Raw genomic sequence first — 25,872 nt, 5'->3', positions numbered from 1 at the left:
GATGTTCATCGCGACCAACCGGATGTTCGTGAACGCGGACATGTCCGAGGAGTTCGAGCGGTACTTCCGCGGCAACATGCGCACCCACCTGCCCGGAGTCCCCGGCCTGCTGCGCAGCACGCTGCTCAAGCCGACCCAGGACGACCAGCCGTACGTCTCGGTCAACGAGTTCGAGTCCGAAGAGGCCTTCCGCGCCTGGGTCGCCTCCGACGCGTTCCGCGAGGCGCACAAGGGCCACCGCACGATCGCGCGCCTGGTCACGGGCAACGAGCCGGAGCGGTTCACGCACGCCGAAGACATGGTTCTGCCCCGGCAGCGCACCGAGTAGGAGATCTACGAGCGCCCGGGCCAGCCGACACCGCCGAGGCCCGCGGCCGTCTCACAGCTCCGTCAGCAGCTTCTTCATCCGCTTGATCTCGTCGTCCTGCGTGGCGACGACGTCGTCGGCCATCTCCTCGACCTGGACGTTGGTGCCGGCCCCGCGCACGTCGGTCGCCATCTTGATCGCACCCTCGTGGTGCTTGATCATCAGCTCGAGGAACATCCGGTCGAAGTCCTTGCCGCGCGCGGCGCCCAGGGCGTTCAACTGGTCCTGCGTGGCCATGCCCGGCATCGAGCCGTGGTCACCGTGCGTCCCGATGGCGTTGAACGTGCGCTGCCACTGCTTCATGGCGCCGATCTCGGGTTCCTGGCTGAAGCGGATGCGGTCCGCCAGGCCCTTCACCGTCTCGTTCTGCGCGCGGTCGGGAGCGAACCTCGTCATGGCGAGGGCCTGCTCGTGATGGGCGATCATCATCGCCACGTACTCGCGGTCGGCGTCGTTCGGCGGCGGCGGGATCCTGCCGGTCACGTCCGACGGCGCCACGGTCGGCGCCGAGCCGCCGGGCGTGTCCGGCGCGATGACCGGTGCCGCACCCGGCTCCGACGTACAGCCTGCCAGCAGGGCGAATGCCGCCACGATGACCACGACCCCAGAACGCATGCTCCGGACAATACAGTTCGCCGTCACGGCGGGCGCCACTCCGGCGAGCGACCCGGTCGAACAGGTGATCGACTGCTTTGTCCGGCTTTTCGACTGTGGACAAAGTGTGCAGAACCCTCCGAAAGAAGCTGGCCCTTAGCAAGGCGAAAGGGTCATACTCCCCCTCACCAACCCGTACCGAGGGGGTACAGCTGTGACTTCAAGCGCAACGGCCCGGCGTCGCAGAGCGCCATTGGCGGTTCTGGGGGCGCTCGCGCTGACGCTGTCGACGGTGACCGCGCCCGCGTACGCCGAGCCCGACCTGCCGGCGGACGGCAAGGGACTGAGCGAGGCTCAGCTCGAGTCGCGGGCGGAGGGCGCCAACGGCATTCCGGGCGTCGACGAGATCAGCCGCAGCCGCAACATGGTCCCGGTCGCCCACCTGGACAAGCAGGCTCCGCTCAGCTCGACGCAGACCGACATCGCGTTCCAGGACAACTACGCGTTCGTCGGCAACTACGACGGCTTCGTCATCTACGACATCCGCAACCCGAAGAAGCCGACGATCAAGAGCCAGGTCCTGTGCCCCGGCTCGCAGAACGACATCTCGGTGTACGGGAACCTCCTGTTCCTGTCGACCGACTCGTCGCGCAGCGACAACTCGTGCACCAGCGTCTCCCAGCCCGCGACGATCAAGGAGTCGTGGGAGGGCATCAAGGTCTTCGACATCAGCAACAAGAGCGCGCCGCGCTACGTCGCCGCCGTCGAGACCGCCTGCGGTTCGCACACCCACACGATGGTGCCGAGCAAGAACAAGAAGGACGTGTACCTCTACGTCTCTTCCTACTCGCCCAACGCCACGTTCCCGGACTGCCAGCCGCCGCACGACAAGATCTCCATCGTCAAGGTGCCGGTGAAGAACCCGGCCGCGGCCTCGCTGCTGAAGGCCCCGGTCCTCTTCCCGGACGGCGGCAACGCCGGTCGCACCGGCACCATCGAGACCGGCTACACCTCGGCCACCTCGGGTTGCCACGACATCACCGTCTACCCGCAGCTGGACCTCGCGGCCGGCGCCTGCATGGGTGACGGCGTCCTCTGGGACATCTCCGACCGGGAGAACCTGGTCGAGATCAACCGCGTGCAGGATGACAAGAACTTCGCGTTCTGGCACTCCGCGACCTTCAACAACAGCGGCACCAAGGTCGTCTTCACCGACGAGCTCGGTGGCGGTGGCGCCGCGACGTGCAACGAGAAGATCGGCCCGACGCGCGGTGCCAACGGCATCTACGACATCGTGGGCAAGGGCAAGAACCGCAAGCTGGAGTTCAAGTCCTACTACAAGATCCCGCGCATGCAGGGTGACACGGAGAACTGCGTCGCGCACAACGGTTCGCTGATCCCGGTGCCCGGCAAGGACATCATGGTGCAGTCCTGGTACCAGGGCGGCATCTCGGTGTGGGACTTCACGAACTCGGCCAAGCCGCGTGAGATCGGCTTCTTCGAGCGCGGCCCGATGCCGAACGGCCTGGGCGGCGGCACCTGGTCGACCTACTGGTACAACGGCTACATCTACTCCTCGGAGATGGGCCGCGGCTTCGACGTCATCGACATGCGCGACCCGCGCACGTTCGTGGCGAAGCTGTTCCGCACGGACGAGCTGAACGTGCAGACCCAGGGCAACTTCTACCGCGGGTAGGAGCTGCCACCCAGATCAGCGCGGCTGCCGGCGTTCGGCAGCCGCGCTGACTGCTGTCAGGACCAGGGTCACCGCGACGCCGCCGAAGACCGCCCACACCGGTGAGCCGACGTCCATCGCCCACGCGGCGACGACGGCCGTGAGCCCGTAGCCCGCGCCCGTCACGGCGTACATCATCGAGAACCCGGCGGCGTGCGCGCCGACGGGAAGCCGTTCGCGCAACGCGAGACTGCGCGTCACCAGCACACCGGACTGGAACAGCCCGGCGGCGAGCAACGCGCCCGCGATGCCCGGCAGGTTCGGGAACAACGCCAGCGCGCCGACGCACGTCGCCGTGACGACGAGCAGCACCAGACCCTGGGTGCGGAACGTTCCCGGCCACGGCCGCAGCCCGTACAGCACCGCGCCGAGCGCGCTGCACGCCGCGAAACCCATGAGCAGCGGCCCGATCCAGCCGATCCCGATCCCCCGGTGCTCCAGCAACGCCGGCAGCACCAGCTCCGCGACCGCCAGCTGTGCCAGCGCCGCCGCGCTCACGAGGTAGATGGGCCAGGCCGACGCCACCACACGGGGTTTCGCCGTGCCGGACCGCGACGTCACGTGCCCGCGCGGCAGGATGAACACCAGCCACGCCGCCACGACGACCAGCGACACGGACACGACGACGGGCGCCCGGTGGTCGACGCTCAGCGCCAGCACCGTCACCAGCGCGGGCGCCACCGCCCAGACCACCTGCGTGATCATGGCGTCGAAGCCCATCGCCTTGGGCACCAACGCGTCCGGCACCAGGCCGAGCAGCATCGCGCGCAACCCGCCGGGCGTGGTCGACGGCCCGGCACCCGCGACGAACGCCGCGATCGCCAGCACCGTCACGTTCTGCGTCAGCGCCAGCGTCGTGAACGCCCCCGCGCCGACGAGCAGCCCGACCGACAGCTGCCCGCGCATCCGCGACGGGTCGAGGAAGAGCCCGAACAGCGCGGCACCGAGGACCTCGCCCAGCACGTAGACGGCGACCAGCGACGCGGCCAGCACGTACCCGCCGGGCAGTCCCCTCGTCAGGAACACCATCATCAGCGGCGTCATCGACATCGGCAGCTTCGCGGCGACCGTCACCACGGCGCACGCCAGCACGTCCCGGTTCGCGAGGTCGCGGTAACCGGCAGCGGAGATCGTCATCTAGTCGCCCAGCTCCTGGAACAACGTCAGCTGCAACCCGGCCGGCGCCTGGAGGCGGGCGTTCAGCGAGTTCCACGGCGTGCGGGTCGGTTCCGCGATCACCTCGGCCCCGGCGGCTTCCAGGGCACGGGTGGCCGCGGCCGAGTCGTCCACCTCGAAGGCCACCCGGACGTGCCCCGCGACGCGCCTGCCGACCTCGACCTCGTCGATGAACTCGGCGTGCGGCGGATCGGTGATCTCCAGCGTGGCCCGGCCGGCTTCGAGGATCGTGACCCTGCCGCCGTCGGACGTGAACGCCGCCCGTTGCTCAAGCCCCAGCACGTCTCGGTAGAAACGCAGGGCCTCGTCGTAGTCGTCAGCGGTGACGACCAAGCGGAGTTCACGGACACCGGTCATGGCGACGATCATCGCACCACCGGTGTCAGAACGAGGCGAACCCGCCGAACTCCCCGCGCTGTCAGGGCGTCCGGGACTACACCTCGGTGCGCTGCGGCTGCCCGGACACCAGCCGCGTCGCGACCGCCAGGAGCAGCGAGATCCCCGCGGTCACGTGGATCGGCGCCGGTCCGAACGTCGCCGCCAGCACCGCCACCGACCCGATCGGCAGCAGGTACTTGCGCAGCCCGTCCTGGCCGGGGCAGTCCTGCACGTACCAGACGCACAGGAAGAACACGGCCAGCGGCACCGTCGTGAACGCGGCGACCGTCGTGCCCGGCGCGTGCGAGATGTGCAGGTCGTAGTCGACCGAAGCCGCCAGACCGGCGCCCAGTGCCGCGATCGACCCGAGGATGAACAGGTGCGCGTACCCCCAGAGGAACGCCTTCTTCAGGTTGAGCAGGTGCGACGGCGCCTCGAAGTAGATCCACCACACCGAGAACACGATGACGAGCGAGGCGGCGGCGAGCGAGATGAGGTTGACGCCGCTGTCGAAGCCCTTCTGGAACGCGAGCGTGGCCGCCAGGATCGACTCACCGAGCACGATCAGCGTGAACAGGCCGTGCCGCTCCGCGATGTGGTGCGGGTGCCACGTCGTCGCGCTCGCCCGCTCGGCCCAGGCCGGGATCAGCAGCTCGGTGACCATGCCGAGCACCCAGAACGCGAGCGCGAGGCCCGGCGGCACGAAGAGCCACAGCACCCACAGCACCTGCATGGCCGCGATGCCGCCCGCGTACCGGTACGCGCACGCCTTGTGCTCCGGGTTGTCCCGCGCGGCACGCAGCCAGTGCGTGACCATCGCGAGCCTGATGACCACGTAGCCGCCGACGACGATCCGGTAGTCCTGGTGCTCGAAGACGGCGGGGATGCCGGCCGCGATCACCAGGACACCGGCGATCTGGACCATCGTGATGATCCGGTACAGCGTGTCGTCGTTGTCGAACGCGCTGGAGAACCAGGTGAAGTTCAGCCAGGGCAGCCACAACGCGAAGAACGCCATGCAGAACGCCAGCAGACCGGTCCCGGCGTGGTTCTCGGAGACGGCGTGGTGCAACGAGGCGGCGGCCTGGGCGACCGCCACCACGAAGCTCAGGTCGAACAGCAGCTCCAGCGGCGTCGCGACCCGATGGGCCTCCGCCGTGTCGCGCGCGAGGAGCTTCTTGATCATCCCGGTACCACCATGATCCTTGATTCGCTGAGGTCGAGCGCGACCCGCGTGCCCGGCTGGTACGCGGCGGCGGTGTTGGAGGGCTGGTCGATGCGCAGCACCTGCTCCCCCACCCTGACCGAGATCCGCGTGACCGGCCCGAGGAACGACTGGGTCAGCACGTCGCCCACGATCTTGCCATTGGCGTCGCCGTCGTGCGCGGAAATGCCGATGTCCTCCGGACGCACGATGACACGGACGTCGCTGCCGGACGGCTGGTCGTGCGTCGCCGCCACGGTCACGCCGTTCACCACGACGGTCTGGCCCTCGGCCTTGGCCTCCACCGAGTTCGTGACACCGACGAACTGCGCCACGAAAGCCGTCTTCGGTTCGCGGTAGACGACGGACGGGGTGTCGAGCTGCTCCAGGCGGCCGTGCGACATCACGCCGACCCGGTCGGAGACGGCGAGCGCCTCCTCCTGGTCGTGCGTGACGAACAGCGTCGTCATGCCGAGCTCCGTCTGGATGCGACGGATCTCGTCGCGCAGGTTCACGCGGACCTTGGCGTCCAGTGCGGACAGCGGCTCGTCCAGCAGCAGCACGCGCGGCTGGATCGCAAGAGCACGCGCCAGTGCGATGCGCTGCTGCTGACCGCCCGACATCTGGTGCGGGTACCGGCCACCGAGGTGGGCGAGACCGACCAGTTCGAGCAGCTCGCCGGCCTTCTTGGCGTCGGCCTTGCGCATCTTCAGGCCGAACGCGACGTTCTGCGCCGCGGTCATGTTCGGGAAGAGGCTGTAGGCCTGGAAGACCATGCCCATGTCCCGCTTGTTGGCCGGCACCTTCGTGATGTCCTTGCCGCCCACGGTGACCGTGCCGGAGTCGGACGTCTCGAAGCCCGCCACGATGCGCAGCGCCGTCGTCTTGCCGCAGCCCGACGGGCCGAGCAGCGACACGAGCTCGCCCTCGGCCAGTTCCAGGTCGAGGCCGTCCAAAGCGGTGTTGCCGCCGAAGGACTTGCGCAGTCCCTTGAGTTGCAGGTGGCTCATGGTCTCAGTTACTCCCCTGCAAGATTTCTTCTTCGGCAACGGTCTGACGGCGCCGCTGGCCGACGTATGAGAGTGCGAACAAGAGGACGAACGCGAAGATCAGGCACAGCAACGACACCGCGATGGACACACCCGCGTTGCGCTTGCCGAGCAGGTTGACCTGCACCTGCAGCGTGTCGAAGTTGAGCAGCGACGCGATGGTGAACTCGCCGAGCACCAACGCCACCGACAGCAGCGAAGCACCGATCAGTGCGACGCGGATGTTCGGCACGACGACCTTCCACAGCACCGTGAACCACGACGCGCCGAGGCTGCGCGCGGCTTCGGCCAGCGTCTTCAGGTCGATGGCGGCGAGTCCGGCATCGACCGCGCGGTAGGCGAACGGCAGCACCAGGATCGTGTACGCGAACGTCAGCGTCAGCGGCGAGTCGCCGAAGAAGTAGTTCACCCACGCGTAGAGCGGCGCCATGCCGACCACGAGCACGATGGCGGGAATCGCCAGCGGCAGCAGGCAAAGGAACTCGACGAGCCGCTGCAGCTGGGGAAGCCTGAGCCGGATCCACGCCATGGTCGGCACGAGCAGCACCAACATGAGCACCGCACTCGTCACCGACAACAGCAGCGAGTTCACGAGGGCTTCCATCAGCCCTTCGTCGTCGACGATGGACGTCCACGACTCGAGGCTGCGCGTGTCGTCCTTGCCCCGCGTGGAGAACTCCGCCATCGCGATCAACGGCAGGATGAAGTAGACGCCGAGGACCAGCAGGATGATCGTGCGCAGGACGCGCTGTTTCACTAGCGAACCCACTTGGCCACCCTCTTCTGCAGCAGCACGTTCACGCCCATGGCGATGCTGACCACGATCACCATGCCGAGGCCGAGCGCCTTGCCGAGGTTCTCCTGGCCGAGCACGACCTCGCCGGTGAGGAACCCGCGGATCTGCAGCGGCACGATCGGACTGCCCTGCGAGACGAGCGCCGCGGCCGTGGCGTAGGCGCTGAAGGCGTTGGCGAACAACAGGAGCAGCGCGCCGAGGAACGGCGGCGTCAGGATCGGGCCGCCGACGTGGCGCCAGTACGTCCAGCTCGTGCCGCCGAGGCTCGCGTTGGCCTCGCGCCACTGCGGGCGCAGGCCGTCGAGCGCGGGCAGGAACACGATCACCATCAGCGGGATCTGGAAGAACGTGTAGACGAGCGTCAGGCCGGGCAGCTCGAACAGCCACGCACTGCCGGCGAAGAGGTCGATGCCAACGTTGTCACGCAGGAACTTCGTGACAAGGCCCTCGAAGCCGACCGTCGCGAGGAACGCGAACGCCAGTGGCACACCACCGAACTGGGCGAGCACACCGCTGCCCGCGACGACGGTCCGGCGCAGCATCCCGTCGGGGTTGCCGACCGCGATCGCCCACGTGAGCAGCGCGCCGAAGATCGCGCCGATGACCGCCGTGAGCGCGGAGAGTTCGATGCTGCGCACGAAGGCGTCGAAGACGACGCCCGTGAACAGCGTCGTGAGGTTGTCGAGCGTGAACGCGCCGTTCGAGTCCTGGAAGGCACCGAACAGCACGAGCACCGTGGGGTAGACGAGGAAGGTGCCGACGAAGGCCAGGAACGGCACCGCGACGAGCCAGGCGGCCACAGATGGCCGACCGGCGGCCCCACCCCTGGGGGTGGGACCGCCGGGCTTTGCCGCCGCTACAGGAGCGACCGAGGTCATCCGATGGCCTGTGCCCAGGTCGCGGTCAGGACGGCCTTGGCCTTGTCGGCCTGGGCCTGCGTCTGGAACACCTGCTTGCCGTCGGTCTTGGGCAGCTTCTCCTTCGCGGCCGCGTCCGCCTTGTCGCCCATCTTGTCCAGGCGCACCGGGCGGGACATGCCCTTCAGGTAGAGGTTCTGGCCTTCGTCGGAGTAGAGGAACTCCTGCCACAGGCGAGCGGCCGCGGGGTGCGGCGCGTCCTTGCTGATGGCCTGGTTGTAGTAGCCGCCGATCTGGGCCTCGGCCGGGACGACGACCTTCCAGTCGAGCTTGCCCTTGAGCTTGTCGGTCTGGGCGGCGTTCGTGTAGTCCCAGTCGATGACGACGGGCGTCTGACCGGACTCGATCGTCGCGGGCGACGGGTCGACCGGCTGGAAGTTGCCGGCCGCCTTGAGCTGCTTGAAGAACTCGACACCGGGCGCGATGTCGTCGGCGGAGCCACCGTTGCCCAGCGCCGCCATGACGACCCCGGAGAACGCGGCACCGGCCTGCGTCGGGTCGCCGTTGAGCGCGACCTTGCCCTTGTACTCGGGCTTGAGCAGGTCCTTCACGCTCGTCGGCGCCGGCACCTTCGCGGCGTCGTAGCCGATCGACATGAAGCCGCCGTAGTCGCCGTAGTACGCACCGTCCGCGTCCTTGAGCTCCGCGGCGATGTCGTCCCAGGTGCTGACCTTGTAGGGCGCGAACAGGTCCTTGTTGGCCAGCGCCACGTTCAGACCGAGGTCGAACACGTCGGGCGCGCGGTCGTTGCCCTTGAGCTGCTTGGCGGCGTTGATCTCTTCCTGGCTCGAGGCGTCCGGCTGCGCGGAGTCGACCTTGATGCCGTACTTGGCCTCGAAGGCCTTGATGATCTCGCCGTAGTTCGCCCAGTCCGGAGGCAGCGCGATGACGTTGAGCTTGCCCTCCTTCTTGGCGGCCTCGACCAGCTTGTCCATGCCACCGAGCTCACTCGCCGACTTCGCGGTTCCGGCGGCACCAGCCGGCGTCTCCTTGGCGGGCGGGGCGCCACAGGCGGCCACCGCCAGCACCAGCGCACCGACGCCGATCAACTTCGTCGTGACGTTCCCTCGCTTCAGCACCAGCGGAGGATTGGCTCGGGATGCTTTCGTTGTCAAGCCAGCCGCGCCGGTTGAGACCTTCTCGACTCCAACCGTGAATTCTCGGCGGCCTACGGGTTGCCGCTGAATGCTTTCCGTGCCTCACCCAGGTGTTGCGCCGAGATCCCGGTACCGGGATCGACGTGGATCAGCGCGGTGGTCAGGTGCCGTCGCTTGTGGACGAACTGCTCGCGGCGCTCGGCGTGCAGCCCGAAGTCGTCGTCGAACCAGACGAGGGGCCTTTCGTAGGCGTACCGCGCGACCGCGGGGTACTTCCAGCCGGTCGCGTCGTGGAACTCGATGACCTTGAGCGGCGGAAGGCCCAGACGCGGTCCGATCTCGGTGTTCGCCCGGTGCAGCCACGTCGTGGCCCACGCGAGTTCGGCGCCGGTCTCCTCCGCCAGCTGTCTCAACTGGGTTCCGTGCTCCGGGTCGAGCCAGATGCGGAGCCTGCGGCGCCAGCCGACCTTGATCTCGAACAGCCGGTAGCCGGCCGCCTTGGGGTTCGCCGCCCACGGGTTGAGCGGACCGTCGACGTCGATCACGATCAGCGGTCTCGCGTCAGGCGGCATGCCCCGACGGTAGCCCACGTCTCAGGTGGACGTTCGGCCGTTCAGACCACACCGCGCCACCGGCTCCGGCAGACTGACCGGCGTGACGCAGCCGCCCTACCAGCCCGGACCGCCGCAGGGACCACAGCAGCCGTGGAACCAGCAGCCGCAGGGTCAGCAACCGTGGGACCAGCAGCAGCGGGGTCAACAGCCCTGGGGTCAGCCCCACCCCGGCATGCCACCGATGCCGCCCGGCCCGCCGAAGAAGAAGTCCCCGGTGGTCTTCGTCGTGATCGGCCTGGTGGCCCTGCTGCTCGGCACGGCCGGCGTCCTCGGCACGGGCCTGCTCTGGCCGGGCTGGATGAAGCAGAGACCGGCGACCAGCTCCGCCCAGGTGGACCAGTCCACGCCGGAAAACGCCGCGAAGGCCGTCGAGGACGCGCTCAACCGGCGCGACATCGACCAGTTCGTGAACGTGCTGACGTGCAAGGACGGGCGCAACAAAGCCGAGAACAAGGACATCTCACTCGCCGAGGAGACCCTCTACCGGGACGTCCAGCCGCTCGACCCCAAGCGCAAGAGCGACGCCAAGCCGGTCTTCAAGGTCGACGAGGTCCGCAAGATCAAGCCCAGCGACCCGGTCTACAACGACGGGAACAAGGACGCGACCGTCGCGATCATGTCCGTCGAGTACCCGACGGACAGCGGGCCCGAGAAGCGGCGCGGTGTGCTGGCGCTCTTCCAGGAGGACAACAGGTACGTCGTCTGCGAGATGGGCTTCGTGCCGGTGGCCACCACCCAGGAGCCGCCGCCGGACCCGGACCCGACCAGCCCGACGGGCCGCGTTCAGGCCTTCGCCAAGGCGGTGAACGCCAAGGACATCGCGGCCGCTCGTCTCTACATCTGCTCGACGGCGCGCGCCGTCAACACGTGGGCCGAGAAGGCCATCGCGGCGGGCGGGCAGCTGCGGCTGCACGACAAGGTCGTCACGACCAAGGCGGAGGACTCCGGCCAGGCCCGGCTCTGGTACACGCTGAACGGCACGGAGACCAAGGCGGGCGGGTTCCTGAAGAAGGAGTCCGACGGCTGGTGCCTCTTCACGTTCAACAGCGACGCCAAGTAGTCGAAAACGCGGGTTTCTGTTCGTATGGGAGGCATGTTCACCGATGAGGAGATCGCCTACCTGCGCGAACAGCCCCTGGCCCGCCTCGCGACCGTCAACGAGGACGGCCAGCCCGACGTGGTGCCGCTGGCGTTCGAGTGCGACGGCACGCACATCTGGGTCGGCGGTGCGGGTGACCAGGTCAGGAACACCCGCAAGTTCCGCAACATCACCGCCGGCCGCCGCCAGGTGTCGCTCGTGGTCGACGACCTGGTCTCGTTCAGCCCGTTCGTCGCGAGAGCCATCCGGATCTACGGCATCGCCGACGACCCGGCCGAACGCACCGGCGTCGTCGGCCCCGGCGTCTACAGCCGGATCACCCCGACCCGCGTCTGGGCGTGGAACATGGCGGGCGAACCGGTGGGCGAGACCTGGTACGAGCCCCGCCGGTCATGAGGCCCTGCGCGCCGAGCACACCGCCGCGCTGCCCCACCGCGCGCCGTAGAGCAGTCCGGGCAGCAGCCGCCGGAACCGCAGGTGGATCTCCCCCGCCCGGTCCACCGTCCGCTGCGACCCGGCCGGCTCGGCATCGGACCGTTGCACCAGCACGCCGTCGAACGCCCGCACGAGTCGCTTGCGGTCGTGCTCGAACCGCACGCGCAGGTCGAACAGGTCGCACGGCCGTTCAGGCACGTGCAGCACGCACGGGTGCATGGCGTCGCGGTGCGACATCCGGTAGCGGATCGCGAAGTCGTGGATCTCGCCGCGCACCAGCGGTTCGGCCGGAACCAGCGTGAAGCCGGGACGCCCGCCGTCACCGCGCTCCCGCAGCGTGCCTCCGTAGAGCAGGTGCACGTCGACGTCGCGCCGCCGGACCGGGAAGACCGAGGCGAAGTCCAGCGACTCGACGCCGTCCTGGTCCACCACGACCTGGTAGCGCTCCAGCACCTCCGGCTGCCCCTGGTCCAGCACCACGGCGACGCTGAGCTCCGAGGTGTGCCAGCCGCCGTCGGCACGCGGAGACGTCGTGGCCGCCAGTTCGGCCAACTGCTCCACGGCCTCGTCCACACGACGGCGCACCGTGCGGGAGTCGCGGTCGATCCGCGCGGCCACCCAGGTGACGCGCTCCTGGTAGAGCGGCTGCCGGACGTCGGCGATCAGCCCGAACGCCGCCCGCGCGGCGAGCTGCAGGTCGTCGGGGAGCTGCTCGATCAGCTCGGTCAGCCTCGTGACGAGCTTCTGCTTCGCGGCGACCGAGCCGTCCGCGCTGGTGATCCCGCAGGCGGCGGCCAGCGACGGGCCGATCTTGTCCACGATCCGTCCGGCGTGCACGCCTCGTCCTTTACGGAGGGTCTTCAGCTCACGGACCAGGTTCCTCAACATCTCCGCTCTCCTCCCCTTGCTCGCTCACGTGCGGCGGAGTCAGGTTGCGGCGGGCGTGTGGACGAGAAGTGGACACGCCGTGGATCGGTCAGACGTGCTCCGGTCGCAGGACGGTCCGTGCCACCGAAGAGGCCAGCGCGATGCCCAGGCGCACACCGTCGCAGCCGAGGAAGACGCGCGAGCTGCCGATGCGGCCGAGCGCCTGCTGGTCGACCGCCCCGAGCCCGAACGCGACCATCTCCGGGCACAGCGTGGTGGCGGTGAGCCTCGCGAGTGCCGCGGGCCACGCCGGATCGGTCGCCCTGCCGTCGGAGACGAAGAACAGCAGCGGTCTGCGCACCTGGACCCGCTGTGTCTTGAGGCGGTGCACGTCGCGCTCGACGATGGTGCGCACGAGGGTGAACGCGGCACCGAAGTCAGAACCCGGCTCCTCGCGCGGCATGATCTCCTCGGCGGGGTCGAGTGCGGGCAGCAACGGCCGCACGACCAGCGGGCTGTCCGCGAAGACGACCACGCAGAGCCGGATCTGGGCCGTGGCGTGCCGATCCGCGTGCACCACCCCGCGGAACTCGCGCATCCCGGCGTTCACCTCGTCGATGTGGTCGCTCATCGAGAACGACACGTCGCACACGAGATAGCACGGCAACACATCGAGAACCATCGGACTTCCCCCTCAACACGATGCGTGGTGCAAACACCGTTACCGGATCGCGTTGATCAAACGTGGACAAAAAGCTGATTCGCTGACACGCCAACGGGGCTTTGCGCGACATTCCACCCAGATGGCAGCTCGTGCACCGGGAGGACGGCGTGGAATTTCGTATGCTGGGTCCGTTGGAATGTTGGCACGGCAACACTTCCGTGCCCCTGGGAGACCAGCAACAACGCTTCATCCTCGTCGTCCTCCTGCTGCACGCGAACAAGCCCGTGTCACCCGAACGGCTCACAGAGACCGTGTGGCCCGACAACCCCGAACGCAGAACGCTGGTCCGCGGTTACATCAACAAACTGCGCAAGGCGTTCGAACACACCGACGCCGCGATCGACACGACACCGACCGGCTACGTGCTGCGCGTCGACGAGAACCAGATCGACACCGTGCGCTTCGACCGGTTGCGTGCGGAAGCCGCACAAGCCTTGCGGAACAACGACCAGCGTCAGGCCGTCGATCTGCTGTGTGCCGCAGTCGACCTGTGGCGCGGGAGGTTCTTGGAGGACATCGACATCGACCGGGTCGGCGGCGCTGCGGTGATCTCACCGGCAGAAAGCTTCGCCGACGCACTGGGTGACGTAGCCGAACTGGAACTGCTCGTAGGTGACCACCGCTCCGCGCGCGACCGCATGCGCCGCGCCCTGCCGAAAGACCCCGCCAACCAGAGGTATGCCGAACTCCTCATGCGCGCGCTGATCGCGGGTGCTGACGGTGTGGGCGCCATCCGGGTCTACAAGAACGCCTGCGCGGCGCTCGCAGAAGCCGGCTACGAACCGGGGTCGGCGCTGCGCAAGCTCGCGGCGCGGGCGGAACACGGTGAGCCGGTCAGCTCGCTGCCATCCCGCCCAGGCGGGTTCACCGGTCGGTCCAGCGAACTGGAGACGATCGAGGCGGCCGCGGCGGGCTCGGACGAGCGACGTGCGGTGTGGATCAGCGGCGCGCTCGGCGTCGGCAAGACCGGCCTGGCCGTCGAGGCGGCGCACCGGTTGCGCCCCCGTTTCCCGGACGGCCAGCTCCTGTTGCGGCTCAACGGGTTCACCCCGAACGTCGCGCCGATGTCCGTTTCGGACGCGCTGAGCCAGCTGCTCACCGAGCTGGGCGTGCCGGCCGAGCAGATCCCGGACACGGTGGGCCGCAAGGCATCGCTCTACCAGACCCAGCTCTACGGCACGAAAACCCTGGTGGTGCTGGACAACGCGGCGTCACCCGAACAGATCCGGCCGCTGCTGCCCGAAGCGCACGACTGCTTCGCCATCGTCACGAGCCGCAGGATGGGCGAGCCGGACATCAGCGAACACGTGCGGCTGGCCCCGATGCCCGCGGCCGACGCGTCCGCGCTGTTCCGGCGGCTGACCGACCCGTTCCGCGTGCGCGGCAGGGCGGCGGACATCGCGGGCCTGGTGAAGCGCTGCGGGTACCTGCCGGTGTCGATCACGGTCGCGGCGGCGTTGCTGCGCAGGCACGACCGGTGGTCGCTCGACCACCTGCTCGGCCTGATGGACGAGGAAGGGCCGTTGCGGGAAGACGCCGCGGTGCTGGCGTCCTACCGGCAACTCGACGACCGGCAGCAGCAGCTCTTCCGGCTCTTCGGACACCTTCCCGGACCGGACGTCGACCTCGTCGGCGCCGCGGCCCTGGCGGGGCTCACCGTCGCCGCCACCCGCGAGCTGCTCGACGACCTGCACGAGGTCTGCCTGCTGGAGGAGGTCGCGCCGGACCGGTACCAGATGCTCGACCCGATCAAGGAGTTCGCCGCTCTCGAACCCCCGCCCGCGGACGCACTGGTGCGCTTGCTCGACTTCTACCTCGTGTCGCTGAGCAGCGCCGTGAGCGCGGCCTACCCGTTCGACCGCACCGTCCAGCCGCCGGTGGACCGCGTGAGCCCGCTCGGTCTGCGGTTCACCCGCGAGGACGAGGCGCTGGCGTGGATCACCTCCGAGCGCGACAACCTGATGGCCGCCATCCGGCGTTCAGGCCCGGACCACGCGTGGCGGCTGGCAGCGCTGATCTGGCGGCACTTCAACACGGCGAACCGGTTCGAGGACTGGATCGAGGCCGTCGACTCCGTTCGCCCGGAGGACGACCACGGCCAGGCGCACGTGCTGCTGCGCCTGTCCACCGCCCACGACAGGCTCGGCAGGCACAGCGAGGCGTTCGAGTTCGCCGAACAGGCGCTGAAGAGGTGGTCCCGGCTCGGCGACGTGGCGGGCGAGGCGGCGACGCTGTGCGCGCTGGCCATGTCCGCGATGCAACTCGGCTCCCACGACGAGGCGGTCCGGTGCTTCGAAGCCGGACTGACGAAGTACGAGCAGTGCGGGGACCTCCGGGGCCGCGCCCACGCGCTCAGCATGCTGGGCTATCTCAACGAACAGCACCGCAGGTACGACATCGCGTTGCGGCAGCACGGGGAGGCCGTGCGGATCCTGCGGGAGATCGGACACCAGCAGGGGCTGGCGCACGCGTTGAACAACCGCGGTGCGAACCGGCAGCACCTCGGGATGCTGGAGGACGCCATCCCCGACCACCTGGAGGCGCACGAGATCGCGGTCGAGCTCGGTGACGACTGCGTGGCCGCCTACGCGTTGACCAACATCGCCGACGCCCACCGGCTCGCCGGCCGGCTGAGCGAAGCACTGCACCACCACGAACTGGCCTCCGCCACCGCGGCAGATCTCGCAGACGCCGACCTGCGCGCGAGGCTCTTCCGCGACCGGGCCGCCACGGCACGCGACGGAGGCGACCTGGCCGGCGCGCTGCGCCTCTACCTGGCGTTGCTGGACGTGGCCACCGGCACGGGCAACCGCACGCACCAGTCCCACGGTGAAATCGGTGTGGCACGGACGATGCACGCGCTGGGCAGGCATGCCGACGCGGCGGCGCACTGGAACGCGGCCGAGGCCGTGTTCACCGAGCTCGACCAGCCGGAGGCGCAGGAGGTGCGGGCCGAGCGTGCGGCGATGACCTGTGCGTGCGGTCAGCGGTGAGACAGGAGCCGTTTCAGGTCGGGGTAGACCTCGCGCACCGCCGCGTGGTTGTGCCACCTGCCCAGGGTTCTGGCCAGCTGCCGCAGATCCGTCCGGACGGTGGCCGAGTCGACGTGCGCCGCGTCGTCGATCGTGGCGGTGAGCGTGCGGCAGCTCTGGTCGACGTCACCGGACAACGCCTGGGCGAGGGCCTTGCGCGTGCCGAAGCGGGCCCTGGTGCGGCGCGACGTGACGGGCACCAGCGCCAACTGCCGGTCCAGCACGACGGCGGCCTCGGCGTTGAGCCCGAGGTCGCTCAACGCCCATCCCCTGGCCAGTTCCAGCGGATCGGGCGCGCTGGGGCCGAGCGCCGGGTACGGGCTGTCGGGCTGCGCGAAGTCCATCAGTCGCACGGCGCGGTCGAACGCGCTTTCGGCGGCGTAGCGATCTCCGGCGAGTGCGTGGCCCTGCGCCTCACGTCGGGCGGCCAGCGCGAGGACTCGTGAGCCGGCGTTGCCGATCCACTGCGCCTGCTGGGCGAGGTTGATCGTGCTCCGGGCGTCCTGCCGGTAGAACGCGATCCCCGCCTCCCGCACGAACGAGTAGCTCGCGATGTCCGCGTCCCCCGCCGCGCGCGACAGTTCGGAGGCCTGCCTGGTCCACCACAGCGCCGCCTGTTCGTCGCCTGCCTCCTGGCTCATCCAGCCGGTGTACTCGGAGAGGCGCGCGGCGAGCTTCAGCAACCCCGTGCCGATCGAGCCCGTGTTCTCCCGCGCCATTCCGTGCACCGTGTGCTGCAACGCTTTCAGCGGCTCGATGAGCACCATCGGACTGGTGCGCAGACCCAGTGCGCGCAGGTTCTCGAACGAGGTGCGCATCCCCGCGACCACCTGTGCGTCCGGGGCCGGCCGGAGCCCGCTGCCGGCGAGCACGCCCGCGCCGAGCATCGTGCCCGCCACCAGCACCTGACGGCGGGCGAGTGCCGGGGTGCCGTGCATCGCGGCCTCGATCAGCCGCCCGCCCACGCCGAGCACGCCGTCGCACAGACGGGCCACCGTCGGCGTCGGTGGTTTCAGATCGTTCTCGATCTTGCTCAGATAGCCCTTGCTGTAATGGATCGACTTCGCCAGCTGCCCCATCGACAGACCCGCGGCGATGCGGTGTTCACGCAGCAACTCACCAAAACTTCCGGCCACGACTGCCTCCCGTTCCGGCGTCATCCGAGTACATCACCAGGGTCTGTCCGACGCAATCGCCCTGGCCATGACAAAAAATGGCCAGGGCGCATTAGCGACTACGTCATCCGTGCCACGGGTTGCCGCCGCCGTTCTGGTTCTCCGTGGTGGTCGTGGTGGTGGGAGGCGGCGGCGGGGTGTCGTCCGCGTTCGCCGTGCCGCCACCGGAAACAGCGGCGGCGACCGCGAGAGCGGTCACCAGCGTGGCGGCACCGGCGACGAAAGTGGACACGATTTTGGACATGACGAATCCTCCGAAGGAAATCGCAATTGATTTCGGAATTTCGCCCGCCGTTCTGCGGGCTACTTCGAGGATTCATCTTCAGAATTCGCAAAAACAGGTGTTTCCCGTTGCCCACCGAGGTGGTCAACACGTCCACTCCTCATCCACTTCTGATCGACACCCTGCGTGGATGCTGCGCGCACCCGGCCGCCGGCCGGCCTCATCGAGGAGGTTGGAGTGACCGAATCCGCGACCTACGACATCGCCGTGTCGTTCGCAGAAGAGCAGCGCGCCGTGGTCGGCGAGGTGGTCGAGGCGTGCCGGCAACGCGGCCTGACCGTGCTGGAAGGCAACGACCTGCCAGAGGCACGAGTGCGCTTCTTCGTGCCGTTCGTGTCCAGTGTGGACGAACTGGCGGTGAACGGCGACGAGCACGTGCTGCCGGTGCTGACAGGTGACGCCCCCGCGCCGTCATCGTTCCTGCGCACGGACGAAGGTCTGGTCGACACGCTCGTCAGCCGCGTGGAGGCGGCTGAGACCGCGGGCAGGGAACGGGTGTCCGTCGCTCAGGTGGCGACCGAGGCCGAGGTGGCGCCCACCACCGAAGAGGCACCCACCACGAGCCCCTTGCGTACCCTGGCCGAACAGTTCGCCGCCGCGGGCGCCCACCGCGACCTCTCCGGCACCCTGCACCTCGGCGACACCACGATCGCCGTCCGCGTCGAACGCGCGGGCGACACCGTGTACGCGGTGGAAGCCCGCGACGAGACCGTGAACTTCGTCGTCCTGGGCGGCACCACCGACCTGCTCTCCACGCTGCACCAGCGGATCGAGGACATGCTGGCCTCGTAACGCGAAAAAGGGCGGTGCCCCCGTCGGGGACACCGCCCTTTTCACTGCCTGCCGGCTCGCTCGACCACTTCCTCGAGCCGCAACGGACTCGGCGGGTGATGACTCAGGCACAACGGCGCCCGCATCCGCCGGAACCCGAACGTGTCCCCGGTGACGTAGAACTGCCCCCGCTCCAGCCGGGAGATGTCCGCGATCGAACTCCCCTTGGCCCGCGCCATGTCCGTGGCCGCGGCGATCTGAGCGGGACTGTTCAACCGCCCGAAGAACTGCGTGGTCGCGTTACCGGTGACCTGGTTGTGCACACCCTTCGGCGCCTGGGTGGCGAGCAACAACCCCAGCCCGTACTTGCGGGCCTGCGACGCCAGCAGGATCGTCGTCTGCGTGCTGGCCGTAGCCTGACCGGACGGCGCGATCGTCTGCGCCTCGTCCATGACCATCAGCCCGCCGAGCGGCCGATCGACCGCCGGGTTCCGCTTGATCCAGGCGAACACCTCCAGCTGCAACTGGCTGATGAACCCCTGCCGTTGCTCGTCGGACGGCAACCCCACGAAACTGATCACCGAAACCCGCGCCTTCTTGCCCTCCGACGGCGAGAGCAACACCCCGGGATCCGTGGGCTCCCCCTGCCCGGCCAGCAGGGGATCGTTGACCATCGCGGCCCGCAAGGTCTCCGCGAGATCAGCCGCCGTGGCCGCCGCGGAGTGCAACTTGCTGACCCCGTCCGGCAACTCCGCCAGCAGGTCCACGAACCCGTTCAGGTCCCGCCTGTCGTTGCGCGCGTAGTGCCGCAAGGCCTCCTTGAGCACAGCCCGCCCCCGAACAGCGAACTTCGTCCCGTTGGCGATCCGCGCGTGAGGCAACAGCCGGGCGACAGCAGCCTCGACCGCCGCCCCGAACTCGTCCTCGTCCCCGCGCACCAGCGCGAAATCAGGCAAGGGGTGAAAACTCAACGGCCGCCCACCGGACCGTCCAGGCGTCCACACGACGACCTCGGTGCCGGCGAGGTACTCGGCGGCACGGGCCTCGTCCCCGGCCCGCCACTCCTCCGGCACCTCGGGCCAGGCATCCCCCAGCCGCGCCAGGTCGTTGTTGGGGTCCAGCACGATCGCCGAAACCCCTTGCAACGCACACTCTTCGACGATCCGGCGCAACAACACCGTCTTGCCGCTACCGGACCCGGCGAACACGATCGCGTGCTTGCGCAACGACTCGAGCTCGATCCGGATCTCCCCGTCCATCCCGAGCACGATCTCACCGTCGCCCTGCTCCTGCAGCGGCTCCGGCTTCGCACTCTGGCCCTCCGGCTTAGCGGGCTGGTTCTCCGGCTGTGGCGTCTCCGGCGCCGGCGGAGGCCGTGTCTCCTGGTGACCGCTCCTCGCGGTGGTCCGCACCGCACCAGGCATGATCTGCCGCAGGAACGTGGTGCTGCTGGCCGGTTTGCGCGCGGCGAGCCACGCGAACAGCTGATAGCTCTGCGTCGACCACATCTCCTTGAGCGCACCGAAGGTCCGCAGGTCGTCATCGGAGACGTCGATGCTCCTGCCGCCGGCGCGTTCGAACTCCGCGACCTCGCCGCGCGTCTTGGCGCCGGTCCACCCCTTGGAACCGTTGCGGATCAGGATCAGGTGGCGGCCCCGGACGTTCGCCGCCGCGGCACGGGCGTCCCGCAACCTGCGCAGCACGCGGTTGCCGTGACTGCTGGCGATGAGCCGGAACACCCAGCGCTCCTCGACGTCCCTCTCCTCGTCCACGGTGTGGCGCAGCCCCGCGTGCAGGCTGTTGTCGTCGGCCTGGGGTTCCGGATGCCAGGTCAGGTCGTCGTTGCCGATCTCGGTGACCCACGACTTCAGACCGGCCAGCAGCAACGCCGGCATGACCTCGTCCTCGTTGTGCGGCTTGACGTCCGATGCCGCCAGACTGGCCAGTGCGCGCAGTCTCTCGAACTCGGCGTCGAGCTCGGCCAGGTCGTCGGGCTCCTGCTCCGGGGATGTGGCGGGAGTCTGTTCGGGCTTCCCAGCCGACTTCCGTGCCGTTTTCTGGGGCGCCTTCTGGGCCGCCTTCTGGGCCGGCTGCTCCTGAGGGGGCTGCTCCTCGAACGAGCGCAGTTCCCTGATGTCGCCGTGGAAACAGCTTTCCGCGTGCGCGTGGATGCGCTTGAGCAGCTCTCGTGGAGTCATCGGCTGCCAGGAACCGAACGCCTCGGGAGCGACTGGCCACGTCGGGTGCGGTGGTGTGATTCCCTTGCGCTGGTAGATGGCGCCCAGCCACTTCTCCACGAGCACGCGGGCGAGCTCGGCATCCGTGATGGCGACGAGGATCGGGGTCGTCGTGAAGCGGTCGCCCACGGTGTCGCTCGCGATCGACCCGAGCCTCACCCAGGTGTTGGGCAGGCACGCCACGACCGTCAGCGTTCGCCTCGTGGTCTCGCGGAGCTGCATCAGCCCGTCGGAGATGAGTGCGATCTCCTGTGCCAGCTCGCTGTTCGTCGTCTCCTCGTCGAAGGCTTCCTGGCTCTTGTTGACGAGTGTGTCCAGCTGGTCGACGGCGACCACGCACGGACCCGTCAGCGCGAGGATGCGGGAGATGTCCCGCACGAGTGTCTGCGGGCGCTTGGGCTTGACCGGCAGGCCCCAGTGACGACGTTCGTCCTGCGACTCGTCCAGCCCTTCCAGGTAGGCACGACCGATCTCCGCGTGCTCGGAGGCGTACAACACGAGCGCTTTGACCGTGTCACCGCATTCGACCGCGATCCGGCCGTCCACCTGGCGCAGGCCGTTGAGCAACGCGCGGAGGTCGTCCGGGATCAGCGGAGCCTCACCGAGGACCGCCCGAGTGACCTCCTCCGAGGCGTTCGCCCGCTCGCACAACTGCTTCAGCAACACCGTCAGCTGGAAGTCGCCGTCATCGTTGGTCCTGAGCAGTTCGCTGCGCATCGCGTCGGCGACGTCGTCCCAGAACATCTGACCGGACGTGAGCTCGATCAGGAAGAAGTACCCGCCTTCCCGCTGCACCATGCGACGCACCGAACCGAGCAGGTGGGTCTTCCCGATGCCCTTGCGCCCCTGCAACGCGAGCCCTATGGGGCTGGGACCGTTGCTCGCCTTGGCATCCGCGATACCGGTGCTGATGCGGTGCTCCGCCCTCGGGTGCAGACCGTCGACGTGGGACGGCGAGGTCTGCCAGACGTCGTCGGGCGTCTCGGCGGAGTTGAAGCGCAGTGCGGCCAGCGCTTCCCGCAACTGGGCGGTCATGACGACTCCTCGATCGCGATGAGGTGCAAGTCCTCACCACCGATCCGAACCGCCGAGGCACGGTCTTCCGCTGTGAGCATCTTGGTGTTCGAGTCCGGTGCCAGGTGGACGGTCCCGGTCTTCATCATCTCCAGCAGGGTGTCGTCCACCTCGTTCTTGCCGGCGCCGTTCAACCGGGGACGGACCCTGGCCAGGCGGATCCAGTCCTCCGGCGCGGTGGCCAGATCGGCGTAGGCCGCGCGGATCAACGACTGCAGGTCACCCGAGCGCACGGCCTCGGAGAGCAGGCCACGCCGGTGGAGGAACCCGATGGCACGGCGAAGGATCTCGGTGTGCGCCCGCGCCAGCGGTCCCGAGCGGGCCGGCCCTTCCCCGCCCACGAGGTCGTTCATGCACCACTCGACACCTTTGTCGGTGATCTCGTGCACCAGCCTGCGGCCCTCTTTCGAGGTCGACATCAGCTCGTCGTCGTTCAGCGGACCGCGTTCCTTGGGCGGCAGCTTGATCTTGAACCGGTCGGTCATCTCCTTGTGCTCGATGGCGCGGTCTTCCAGCATCAGCTGCATCAGTGCCGCCCGTGCCTGAGGGCCGTACGTCTCCGGCATCACGCCGCCTTTCAGTTCGTCAACGCGTTGATTCGTCGATCGATCCGGGTGAGCAGGGCGCCCACCTCGGCACGCAGTCGCGCCGGTACCTCGATCCCGGCCCTGTCGCGGTGGGACTTGCTGAGCAGCAGGAGGTCAGCCGATCGGTCGCGCAGCAGGTCCATGTCCCCGTCGTCGAGCGCTGAGACCATGCCGAGCACCGTCTCGTCGATGAGCGCGAACCTCTCCGCGTACGGCAGCAGCTCGGGCAGCTCCCGCAGAGCCGCCTCGGCACCGCGCAGCGCTTCGAGGTCCGGTTCGGTCTCGGGCGCCGGCGTCGCCTTGATGAGGTCGTGCAGCTCCCGCGCCACCCGGACAGGACGCGAGGTCGGGTCGAACTCGAGGTGCCTCAGGCTGCGCAGGAAGCCGGGCAGCCGCTCGCGATCCGTGCCGCGGGTCAGCAGGCAGAACATCTGCCGCTGGGCACCATCCGGCCCGAGCGTGCGCCGCACGAACCGTTCCGCCTCGGTCAGCTGCCACCGGCTCAGCTCGCCGTCGACCACGAGGCAGAGGTGCTCGGCGGGGTCACCGGTCCGGTCCAGGAACTCGGGGTCACCCGACACCGACCTGTCCGCCGTCAGCCCGAGCAGCCGCAGCTCGGTGATCAGCTCCGTTCCCGTGCGCCACAGCGTCCGCGGACTGGACACGAGGAGGTCCCAGTCGAACTTGCGCCGCCGCGAGCGGGCGGCCGCGACATAGGCGTCTCGGTTGTCTGCCAGCAGATCGGTCCGGTCGAACTCGTGCGCTATGACCGCGGCGACGGTCTCGAGCGCGAAGGAGATCTGGTCCGGCGACGGAGGACGTTCGACCATCACGGGGAGCAGTTCCCCGAAGCTCCAGTAGGAGATGTACGGAACCGTCAAGTGCCGCACCATCTGTTCCGGGGTGACGCCCTTGACCAGCCAGTTGTCGAACAAGGGGGCGACGACCCCGACGCACTTCTGCTGCCACTCCTCGGCCCGCTGGTACTCCATCCGGTTGTCGAGCCGGGACAGCACAGGCATCACCTGGTGACGCGGCCGGTCGTAGGGCAGCCGATCCCTCGCCATGTCCGCGAGGTGGGCGATGTCCACCACCTCGTTGAGGTTCTGCTCGTTGGCGGTGAACACCACCACCAGTCGGTCCGGCAGCTGAGCGGTGCAGATGCCGGCGATGTCGGAGACACCGGTCCGGCTGTCGATCAACACGAAGTCGTACTTGGCCGTCCACTCGTCGCGGCGGTCTTCGAGGAACGCGGCGAACCCCTGTTCGTAGAGGTCCGACCAGTCGATCTCCTGCATCCGGTACGTGTAGGAGGCGTCGAGCTTGTTGCCCACGACCTTGCCGGCGGCCATCAGGTCGAGCACGCCACCCTCGACGTCGACCCGGACCGTGTGCGGTCCAGGCGCTTCGACCTTTCTGATGAAGTCGTGCGCGAGATCCACAACGCCGCTGTCGGGCATCTGGGAAAGGTGCGGGCGGAAGTAGAGGTGAAGACCTGGCGCCTCCAGGTCCCAATCGACGGCGAGCACCCGGTAACCCCAGCGTGCGAGCAACACCGCTGTGTTGGCCAAGGTGAAGCTGCGCCCGACTCCGCCTTTGTAGGAGTAGAACGTGATCACGGTTCCGGACATGGCTTGAACCTCGGTAAGGGCGGTCGCGGAGTGACGATCGGGTCAGGACGCTCGACGATCGGCCAGTCAGGTCGCCAGTCGGGAACCTGGTCCGCCAGTTCGACCAGATCACGCGCCAGCTGCTTCACCTCTTTGTGGAACTGGAAGTAGTGGACGGTCTGCTGGTAAACCGGATCGGGATGCGCGTATTCCTTGAAGTCGTGCCAACTGCGCATCCGTTCCTCGATAGGGAAGTTCTCCGAATCCGAGTAGAGGATCGGGTAGATCAGCCCCTGGGGGATCTTGGCGCTCGCGAAGCCGAGCATGTTCTCCCGCGCCCGCATGCTGTAGAGCTCCGTCATGCACCAGCCGGACGTGAAGTAGTGCGGCGTCATGACCTGGATCATGATCTTGCTGCGCCGCAGCGAGGTCTCCAGGTTGTGCGACCACTCCACCGCCTTCGGCATGAACCGGTCCATGTAGACCTTGGGCGTGGGCGCGCACTCGTCGGCAAGACACTCGACGAGTTTGTTGTAGAAGTGGTTCAGCAGCCATTTCTGCACACTGCCCTGGCGGCTGTAGCTGATGAAGAAATCGAACTGATAGCCGGACACAGCGACCAACAGTAGATGCGACTATGCCGCGATAAAAGACAAAAAAGTGGGCATTTTCAGCCCTTCCGACCAATAATTGGACAAAAACTGGGCGACCGAGAAGGGGCCGAGAACAGCAAGAAGCCCCCGATCATGTTCGATCGAGGGCTTCTGCGCTGAGTGGACGATACAGGGATTGAACCTGTGACCCCTACCGTGTCAAGGTAGTGCTCTCCCGCTGAGCTAATCGTCCGAGCGGATGACGAGACTCGAACTCGCGACCCTCACCTTGGCAAGGTGATGCGCTACCAACTGCGCTACATCCGCGTGCGCCTCGGTTTCCCGTGGTGCGAGAGGAACTTTATCCGACGGTCCCCGGAAGCTCCAAATCGGCTGATCCCGAGCCTGACGAACCTGGGCGGGGGTCCGGGGGCGAAGCCCGCCGGGCGGGGTCTGGGGGGTTGCACCCCCGGAAAACACTACGGGGCGAGCTGGTTCGCGCTTTCCGCGAACACAACTCGCCCCGAGTACCGTGGACGATACAGGGATTGAACCTGTGACCCCTACCGTGTCAAGGTAGTGCTCTCCCGCTGAGCTAATCGTCCGAGGCGGAGACGGGAATCGAACCCGTGTACAGGGCTTTGCAGGCCCTTGCCTAAGCCACTCGGCCACTCCGCCAGGAGCATGACCCCACGCAAAGTACACCGTGGAACCATAGAGCGGATGACGAGACTCGAACTCGCGACCCTCACCTTGGCAAGGTGATGCGCTACCAACTGCGCTACATCCGCGTACATCACTGACTTCATGATGTTGAAACGAAGCTTATACGAGGGGTTCAAGCGAGTTTCACCGGGGGTGCCCGCTTCGCCATCGCGGGCCCCCTACCTCGGATTATTCAACTCAGGTCGTTCGAGATGAGGTGCGTGAGCGCCTCGTCGACGTTGACCCAGAGGTGCTCGTTGCCCGGCACGACGACGTCGTAGGTGCGGTCGAGGAAATCGGCGAGCTCCTGAGCGGACGCCTCGAACATGGCGTGCCCGGAAGGCGAACTCAGCTCGATCACGACGACCTCGGGGTCGTCGGCGGCGGGGCGGATCCGGACGTCACCGTCGCCGGCGTCGGCGATGAGACCGTCTGCGAGCAGGTCGCGGGCGTACACCCACTCGACCCAACCGGCGCGGCCGGTGCGGAACGCGGCGACGACCGCGTACGGGTCCTTCGTGTCGTATCGAAGCTCCACCTGAACCGGGACCGCAGGGGTCCTCGGTGCCAGCAGGTCGAAGACCGCTGTCGAGCGGAGCGTCACGTGATCGTTGCGCATCGTCGTTACCCTCTTCTCCCTTCCCGGTCAATGAAACGACCGAGCACCTTAGTTGTGACGTGCATGTGGCGAGGAACGCTCGCGAATCGGGTGCAGATCACCCCATCGGGTCAGCTCGACTCCGCAACGCGACC

At 68.1% G+C, this 25,872-nt stretch carries 24 protein-coding genes and 5 tRNA genes; 6 read left to right on the top strand and 23 right to left on the bottom strand.

Translation table 11 applies throughout. The annotated features are described in order from the left end of the window. Nucleotide 1: 1 nt before the first annotated feature. A complete protein-coding gene (locus DFR72_RS25220) occupies nt 2-328 on the top strand; it encodes an antibiotic biosynthesis monooxygenase family protein (RefSeq protein WP_030477998.1) in 327 nt (108 codons plus the stop codon). Between the two features lie 51 nt (nt 329-379). On the opposite strand, the gene DFR72_RS25215 is transcribed toward DFR72_RS25220, so the two are convergent. Continuing rightward, nucleotides 380-982, bottom strand: coding sequence for a DUF305 domain-containing protein (locus tag DFR72_RS25215; RefSeq protein ID WP_090066927.1), 603 nt, complete (start codon nt 980-982; stop codon nt 380-382). Nucleotides 983-1,214: 232 nt separating this feature from the next. On the opposite strand from DFR72_RS25215, the gene DFR72_RS25210 reads away from it, so the two are divergent. Continuing rightward, the gene (locus DFR72_RS25210; RefSeq protein WP_425459914.1) at nt 1,215-2,657 is read left to right on the top strand and encodes an LVIVD repeat-containing protein; all 1,443 of its coding nucleotides are present in this window, start codon (nt 1,215-1,217) and stop codon (nt 2,655-2,657) included. Nucleotides 2,658-2,672: 15 nt separating this feature from the next. Here the strand turns inward: DFR72_RS25210 and DFR72_RS25205 are convergent, their stop codons facing one another. The 8 genes from DFR72_RS25205 to DFR72_RS25170 all read right to left on the bottom strand — a co-directional run bounded on the left by DFR72_RS25205 (nt 2,673) and on the right by DFR72_RS25170 (nt 9,885). Beyond that, nucleotides 2,673-3,833 (bottom strand): MFS transporter, encoded by a 1,161-nt coding sequence (locus DFR72_RS25205; RefSeq protein ID WP_090066926.1) that lies wholly within the window; start codon nt 3,831-3,833, stop codon nt 2,673-2,675. After that, entirely contained in the window at nt 3,834-4,229 is a 396-nt protein-coding gene (locus DFR72_RS25200; RefSeq protein WP_090067100.1) for a VOC family protein, read from the bottom strand. Nucleotides 4,230-4,305: 76 nt separating this feature from the next. After that, the gene (locus DFR72_RS25195; RefSeq protein ID WP_090066925.1) at nt 4,306-5,436 is read right to left on the bottom strand and encodes a low temperature requirement protein A; all 1,131 of its coding nucleotides are present in this window, start codon (nt 5,434-5,436) and stop codon (nt 4,306-4,308) included. Next, the gene (locus DFR72_RS25190; protein WP_090066924.1) at nt 5,433-6,464 is read right to left on the bottom strand and encodes an ABC transporter ATP-binding protein; all 1,032 of its coding nucleotides are present in this window, start codon (nt 6,462-6,464) and stop codon (nt 5,433-5,435) included. Before DFR72_RS25190 ends, DFR72_RS25195 begins: the two co-directional genes overlap by 4 nt. A gap of 4 nt (nt 6,465-6,468) precedes the next feature. Then, nucleotides 6,469-7,272 carry an ABC transporter permease gene (locus DFR72_RS25185; protein ID WP_245983482.1) on the bottom strand — a complete coding sequence of 268 codons (804 nt, stop codon included), beginning with the start codon at nt 7,270-7,272 and terminating at the stop codon, nt 6,469-6,471. Then, nucleotides 7,260-8,099: an ABC transporter permease gene (locus DFR72_RS25180; protein ID WP_090066923.1), complete on the bottom strand. Its 840-nt coding sequence runs from the start codon at nt 8,097-8,099 to the stop codon at nt 7,260-7,262. Before DFR72_RS25180 ends, DFR72_RS25185 begins: the two co-directional genes overlap by 13 nt. Nucleotides 8,100-8,173: 74 nt before the next feature. Further along, entirely contained in the window at nt 8,174-9,295 is a 1,122-nt protein-coding gene (locus tag DFR72_RS25175; protein ID WP_245983481.1) for an ABC transporter substrate-binding protein, read from the bottom strand. Between the two features lie 89 nt (nt 9,296-9,384). Next, the gene (locus DFR72_RS25170) at nt 9,385-9,885 is read right to left on the bottom strand and encodes an HAD domain-containing protein (RefSeq protein WP_090066922.1); all 501 of its coding nucleotides are present in this window, start codon (nt 9,883-9,885) and stop codon (nt 9,385-9,387) included. 82 nt (nt 9,886-9,967) lie between these two features. On the opposite strand from DFR72_RS25170, the gene DFR72_RS46430 reads away from it, so the two are divergent. Both DFR72_RS46430 and DFR72_RS25160 read left to right on the top strand, forming a co-directional pair. Continuing rightward, a complete protein-coding gene (locus DFR72_RS46430) occupies nt 9,968-10,987 on the top strand; it encodes a hypothetical protein (RefSeq protein ID WP_177224572.1) in 1,020 nt (339 codons plus the stop codon). A gap of 33 nt (nt 10,988-11,020) precedes the next feature. Continuing rightward, the gene (locus DFR72_RS25160; RefSeq protein ID WP_090067097.1) at nt 11,021-11,422 is read left to right on the top strand and encodes a PPOX class F420-dependent oxidoreductase; all 402 of its coding nucleotides are present in this window, start codon (nt 11,021-11,023) and stop codon (nt 11,420-11,422) included. Here the strand turns inward: DFR72_RS25160 and DFR72_RS25155 are convergent. Both DFR72_RS25155 and DFR72_RS25150 read right to left on the bottom strand, forming a co-directional pair. Next, nucleotides 11,417-12,349, bottom strand: a complete 933-nt coding sequence (locus tag DFR72_RS25155) for a hypothetical protein (RefSeq protein WP_143086770.1) — start codon at nt 12,347-12,349, stop codon at nt 11,417-11,419. The genes DFR72_RS25160 and DFR72_RS25155 overlap by 6 nt on opposite strands. An 88-nt stretch (nt 12,350-12,437) precedes the next feature. Next, nucleotides 12,438-13,010 (bottom strand): vWA domain-containing protein, encoded by a 573-nt coding sequence (locus DFR72_RS25150; RefSeq protein WP_090066919.1) that lies wholly within the window; start codon nt 13,008-13,010, stop codon nt 12,438-12,440. A gap of 173 nt (nt 13,011-13,183) precedes the next feature. On the opposite strand from DFR72_RS25150, the gene DFR72_RS25140 reads away from it, so the two are divergent. Then, a complete protein-coding gene (locus DFR72_RS25140; protein ID WP_245983478.1) occupies nt 13,184-16,045 on the top strand; it encodes an AfsR/SARP family transcriptional regulator in 2,862 nt (953 codons plus the stop codon). On the opposite strand, the gene DFR72_RS25135 is transcribed toward DFR72_RS25140, so the two are convergent. Together DFR72_RS25135 and DFR72_RS25130 are read right to left on the bottom strand one after the other, a co-directional pair. Continuing rightward, nucleotides 16,036-17,220, bottom strand: coding sequence for a helix-turn-helix domain-containing protein (locus DFR72_RS25135; RefSeq protein ID WP_090067096.1), 1,185 nt, complete (start codon nt 17,218-17,220; stop codon nt 16,036-16,038). The two genes, DFR72_RS25140 and DFR72_RS25135, sit on opposite strands and share 10 nt — an antisense overlap. 103 nt (nt 17,221-17,323) lie before the next feature. After that, nucleotides 17,324-17,503 (bottom strand): hypothetical protein, encoded by a 180-nt coding sequence (locus DFR72_RS25130; protein ID WP_090066917.1) that lies wholly within the window; start codon nt 17,501-17,503, stop codon nt 17,324-17,326. Between the two features lie 216 nt (nt 17,504-17,719). Here DFR72_RS25130 and DFR72_RS25125 point away from each other — a divergent pair, with 216 nt between their 5' ends. Beyond that, nucleotides 17,720-18,334 (top strand): hypothetical protein, encoded by a 615-nt coding sequence (locus tag DFR72_RS25125; RefSeq protein WP_090066916.1) that lies wholly within the window; start codon nt 17,720-17,722, stop codon nt 18,332-18,334. Between the two features lie 41 nt (nt 18,335-18,375). On the opposite strand, the gene DFR72_RS25120 is transcribed toward DFR72_RS25125, so the two are convergent. From DFR72_RS25120 to DFR72_RS25075, 10 genes are all read right to left on the bottom strand, one after another. Further along, nucleotides 18,376-21,585 (bottom strand): ATP-binding protein, encoded by a 3,210-nt coding sequence (locus DFR72_RS25120; protein WP_090066915.1) that lies wholly within the window; start codon nt 21,583-21,585, stop codon nt 18,376-18,378. Then, on the bottom strand, nt 21,582-22,190 hold the full coding sequence (locus tag DFR72_RS25115; RefSeq protein WP_090067095.1) for a hypothetical protein: 609 nt from the start codon (nt 22,188-22,190) through the stop codon (nt 21,582-21,584). The genes DFR72_RS25120 and DFR72_RS25115 overlap by 4 nt, the downstream gene beginning before the upstream one ends. 11 nt (nt 22,191-22,201) lie before the next feature. Continuing rightward, nucleotides 22,202-23,842, bottom strand: coding sequence for a KGGVGR-motif variant AAA ATPase (locus DFR72_RS25110; RefSeq protein ID WP_090066914.1), 1,641 nt, complete (start codon nt 23,840-23,842; stop codon nt 22,202-22,204). Next, nucleotides 23,827-24,435 (bottom strand): TIR domain-containing protein, encoded by a 609-nt coding sequence (locus DFR72_RS25105; RefSeq protein ID WP_090066913.1) that lies wholly within the window; start codon nt 24,433-24,435, stop codon nt 23,827-23,829. Before DFR72_RS25105 ends, DFR72_RS25110 begins: the two co-directional genes overlap by 16 nt. 160 nt (nt 24,436-24,595) lie before the next feature. Further along, nucleotides 24,596-24,667, bottom strand: a tRNA-Val gene (locus DFR72_RS25100). Between the two features lies 1 nt (nt 24,668). Then, nucleotides 24,669-24,741, bottom strand: a tRNA-Gly gene (locus DFR72_RS25095). Between the two features lie 206 nt (nt 24,742-24,947). Further along, nucleotides 24,948-25,019 (bottom strand) — tRNA-Val (locus DFR72_RS25090). A gap of 1 nt (nt 25,020) precedes the next feature. Continuing rightward, nucleotides 25,021-25,092 (bottom strand) — tRNA-Cys (locus tag DFR72_RS25085). A 40-nt stretch (nt 25,093-25,132) separates the two neighbouring features. Continuing rightward, nucleotides 25,133-25,205: transfer RNA gene (locus DFR72_RS25080), tRNA-Gly, on the bottom strand. Nucleotides 25,206-25,312: 107 nt separating this feature from the next. Continuing rightward, nucleotides 25,313-25,738: an SsgA family sporulation/cell division regulator gene (locus tag DFR72_RS25075; protein ID WP_030477975.1), complete on the bottom strand. Its 426-nt coding sequence runs from the start codon at nt 25,736-25,738 to the stop codon at nt 25,313-25,315. Between the last annotated feature and the right edge of the window lie 134 nt (nt 25,739-25,872).

The sequence above is a fragment of the Lentzea flaviverrucosa genome, from assembly GCF_003350445.1.
GTDB classification, from domain to species: Bacteria; Actinomycetota; Actinomycetes; order Mycobacteriales; family Pseudonocardiaceae; genus Lentzea; species Lentzea californiensis.
The sequence above is the reverse complement of the archived record's forward strand: the minus strand, read 5'-3'. Positions and strand labels throughout refer to the sequence as shown.

Coding starts and splice junctions, on each gene's coding strand:
- DFR72_RS25220 (WP_030477998.1), top strand. CDS start 2: ATGTTCATCGCGACCAACCGGATGTTCGTGAACGCGGACATGTCCGAG.
- DFR72_RS25215 (WP_090066927.1), bottom strand. CDS start 982: ATGCGTTCTGGGGTCGTGGTCATCGTGGCGGCATTCGCCCTGCTGGCA.
- DFR72_RS25205 (WP_090066926.1), bottom strand. CDS start 3,833: ATGACGATCTCCGCTGCCGGTTACCGCGACCTCGCGAACCGGGACGTG.
- DFR72_RS25200 (WP_090067100.1), bottom strand. CDS start 4,229: ATGACCGGTGTCCGTGAACTCCGCTTGGTCGTCACCGCTGACGACTAC.
- DFR72_RS25195 (WP_090066925.1), bottom strand. CDS start 5,436: ATGATCAAGAAGCTCCTCGCGCGCGACACGGCGGAGGCCCATCGGGTC.
- DFR72_RS25190 (WP_090066924.1), bottom strand. CDS start 6,464: ATGAGCCACCTGCAACTCAAGGGACTGCGCAAGTCCTTCGGCGGCAAC.
- DFR72_RS25170 (WP_090066922.1), bottom strand. CDS start 9,885: ATGCCGCCTGACGCGAGACCGCTGATCGTGATCGACGTCGACGGTCCG.
- DFR72_RS25160 (WP_090067097.1), top strand. CDS start 11,021: ATGTTCACCGATGAGGAGATCGCCTACCTGCGCGAACAGCCCCTGGCC.
- DFR72_RS25155 (WP_143086770.1), bottom strand. CDS start 12,349: ATGTTGAGGAACCTGGTCCGTGAGCTGAAGACCCTCCGTAAAGGACGA.
- DFR72_RS25150 (WP_090066919.1), bottom strand. CDS start 13,010: ATGGTTCTCGATGTGTTGCCGTGCTATCTCGTGTGCGACGTGTCGTTC.
- DFR72_RS25130 (WP_090066917.1), bottom strand. CDS start 17,503: ATGTCCAAAATCGTGTCCACTTTCGTCGCCGGTGCCGCCACGCTGGTG.
- DFR72_RS25120 (WP_090066915.1), bottom strand. CDS start 21,585: ATGACCGCCCAGTTGCGGGAAGCGCTGGCCGCACTGCGCTTCAACTCC.
- DFR72_RS25115 (WP_090067095.1), bottom strand. CDS start 22,190: ATGCCGGAGACGTACGGCCCTCAGGCACGGGCGGCACTGATGCAGCTG.
- DFR72_RS25110 (WP_090066914.1), bottom strand. CDS start 23,842: ATGTCCGGAACCGTGATCACGTTCTACTCCTACAAAGGCGGAGTCGGG.
- DFR72_RS25075 (WP_030477975.1), bottom strand. CDS start 25,738: ATGCGCAACGATCACGTGACGCTCCGCTCGACAGCGGTCTTCGACCTG.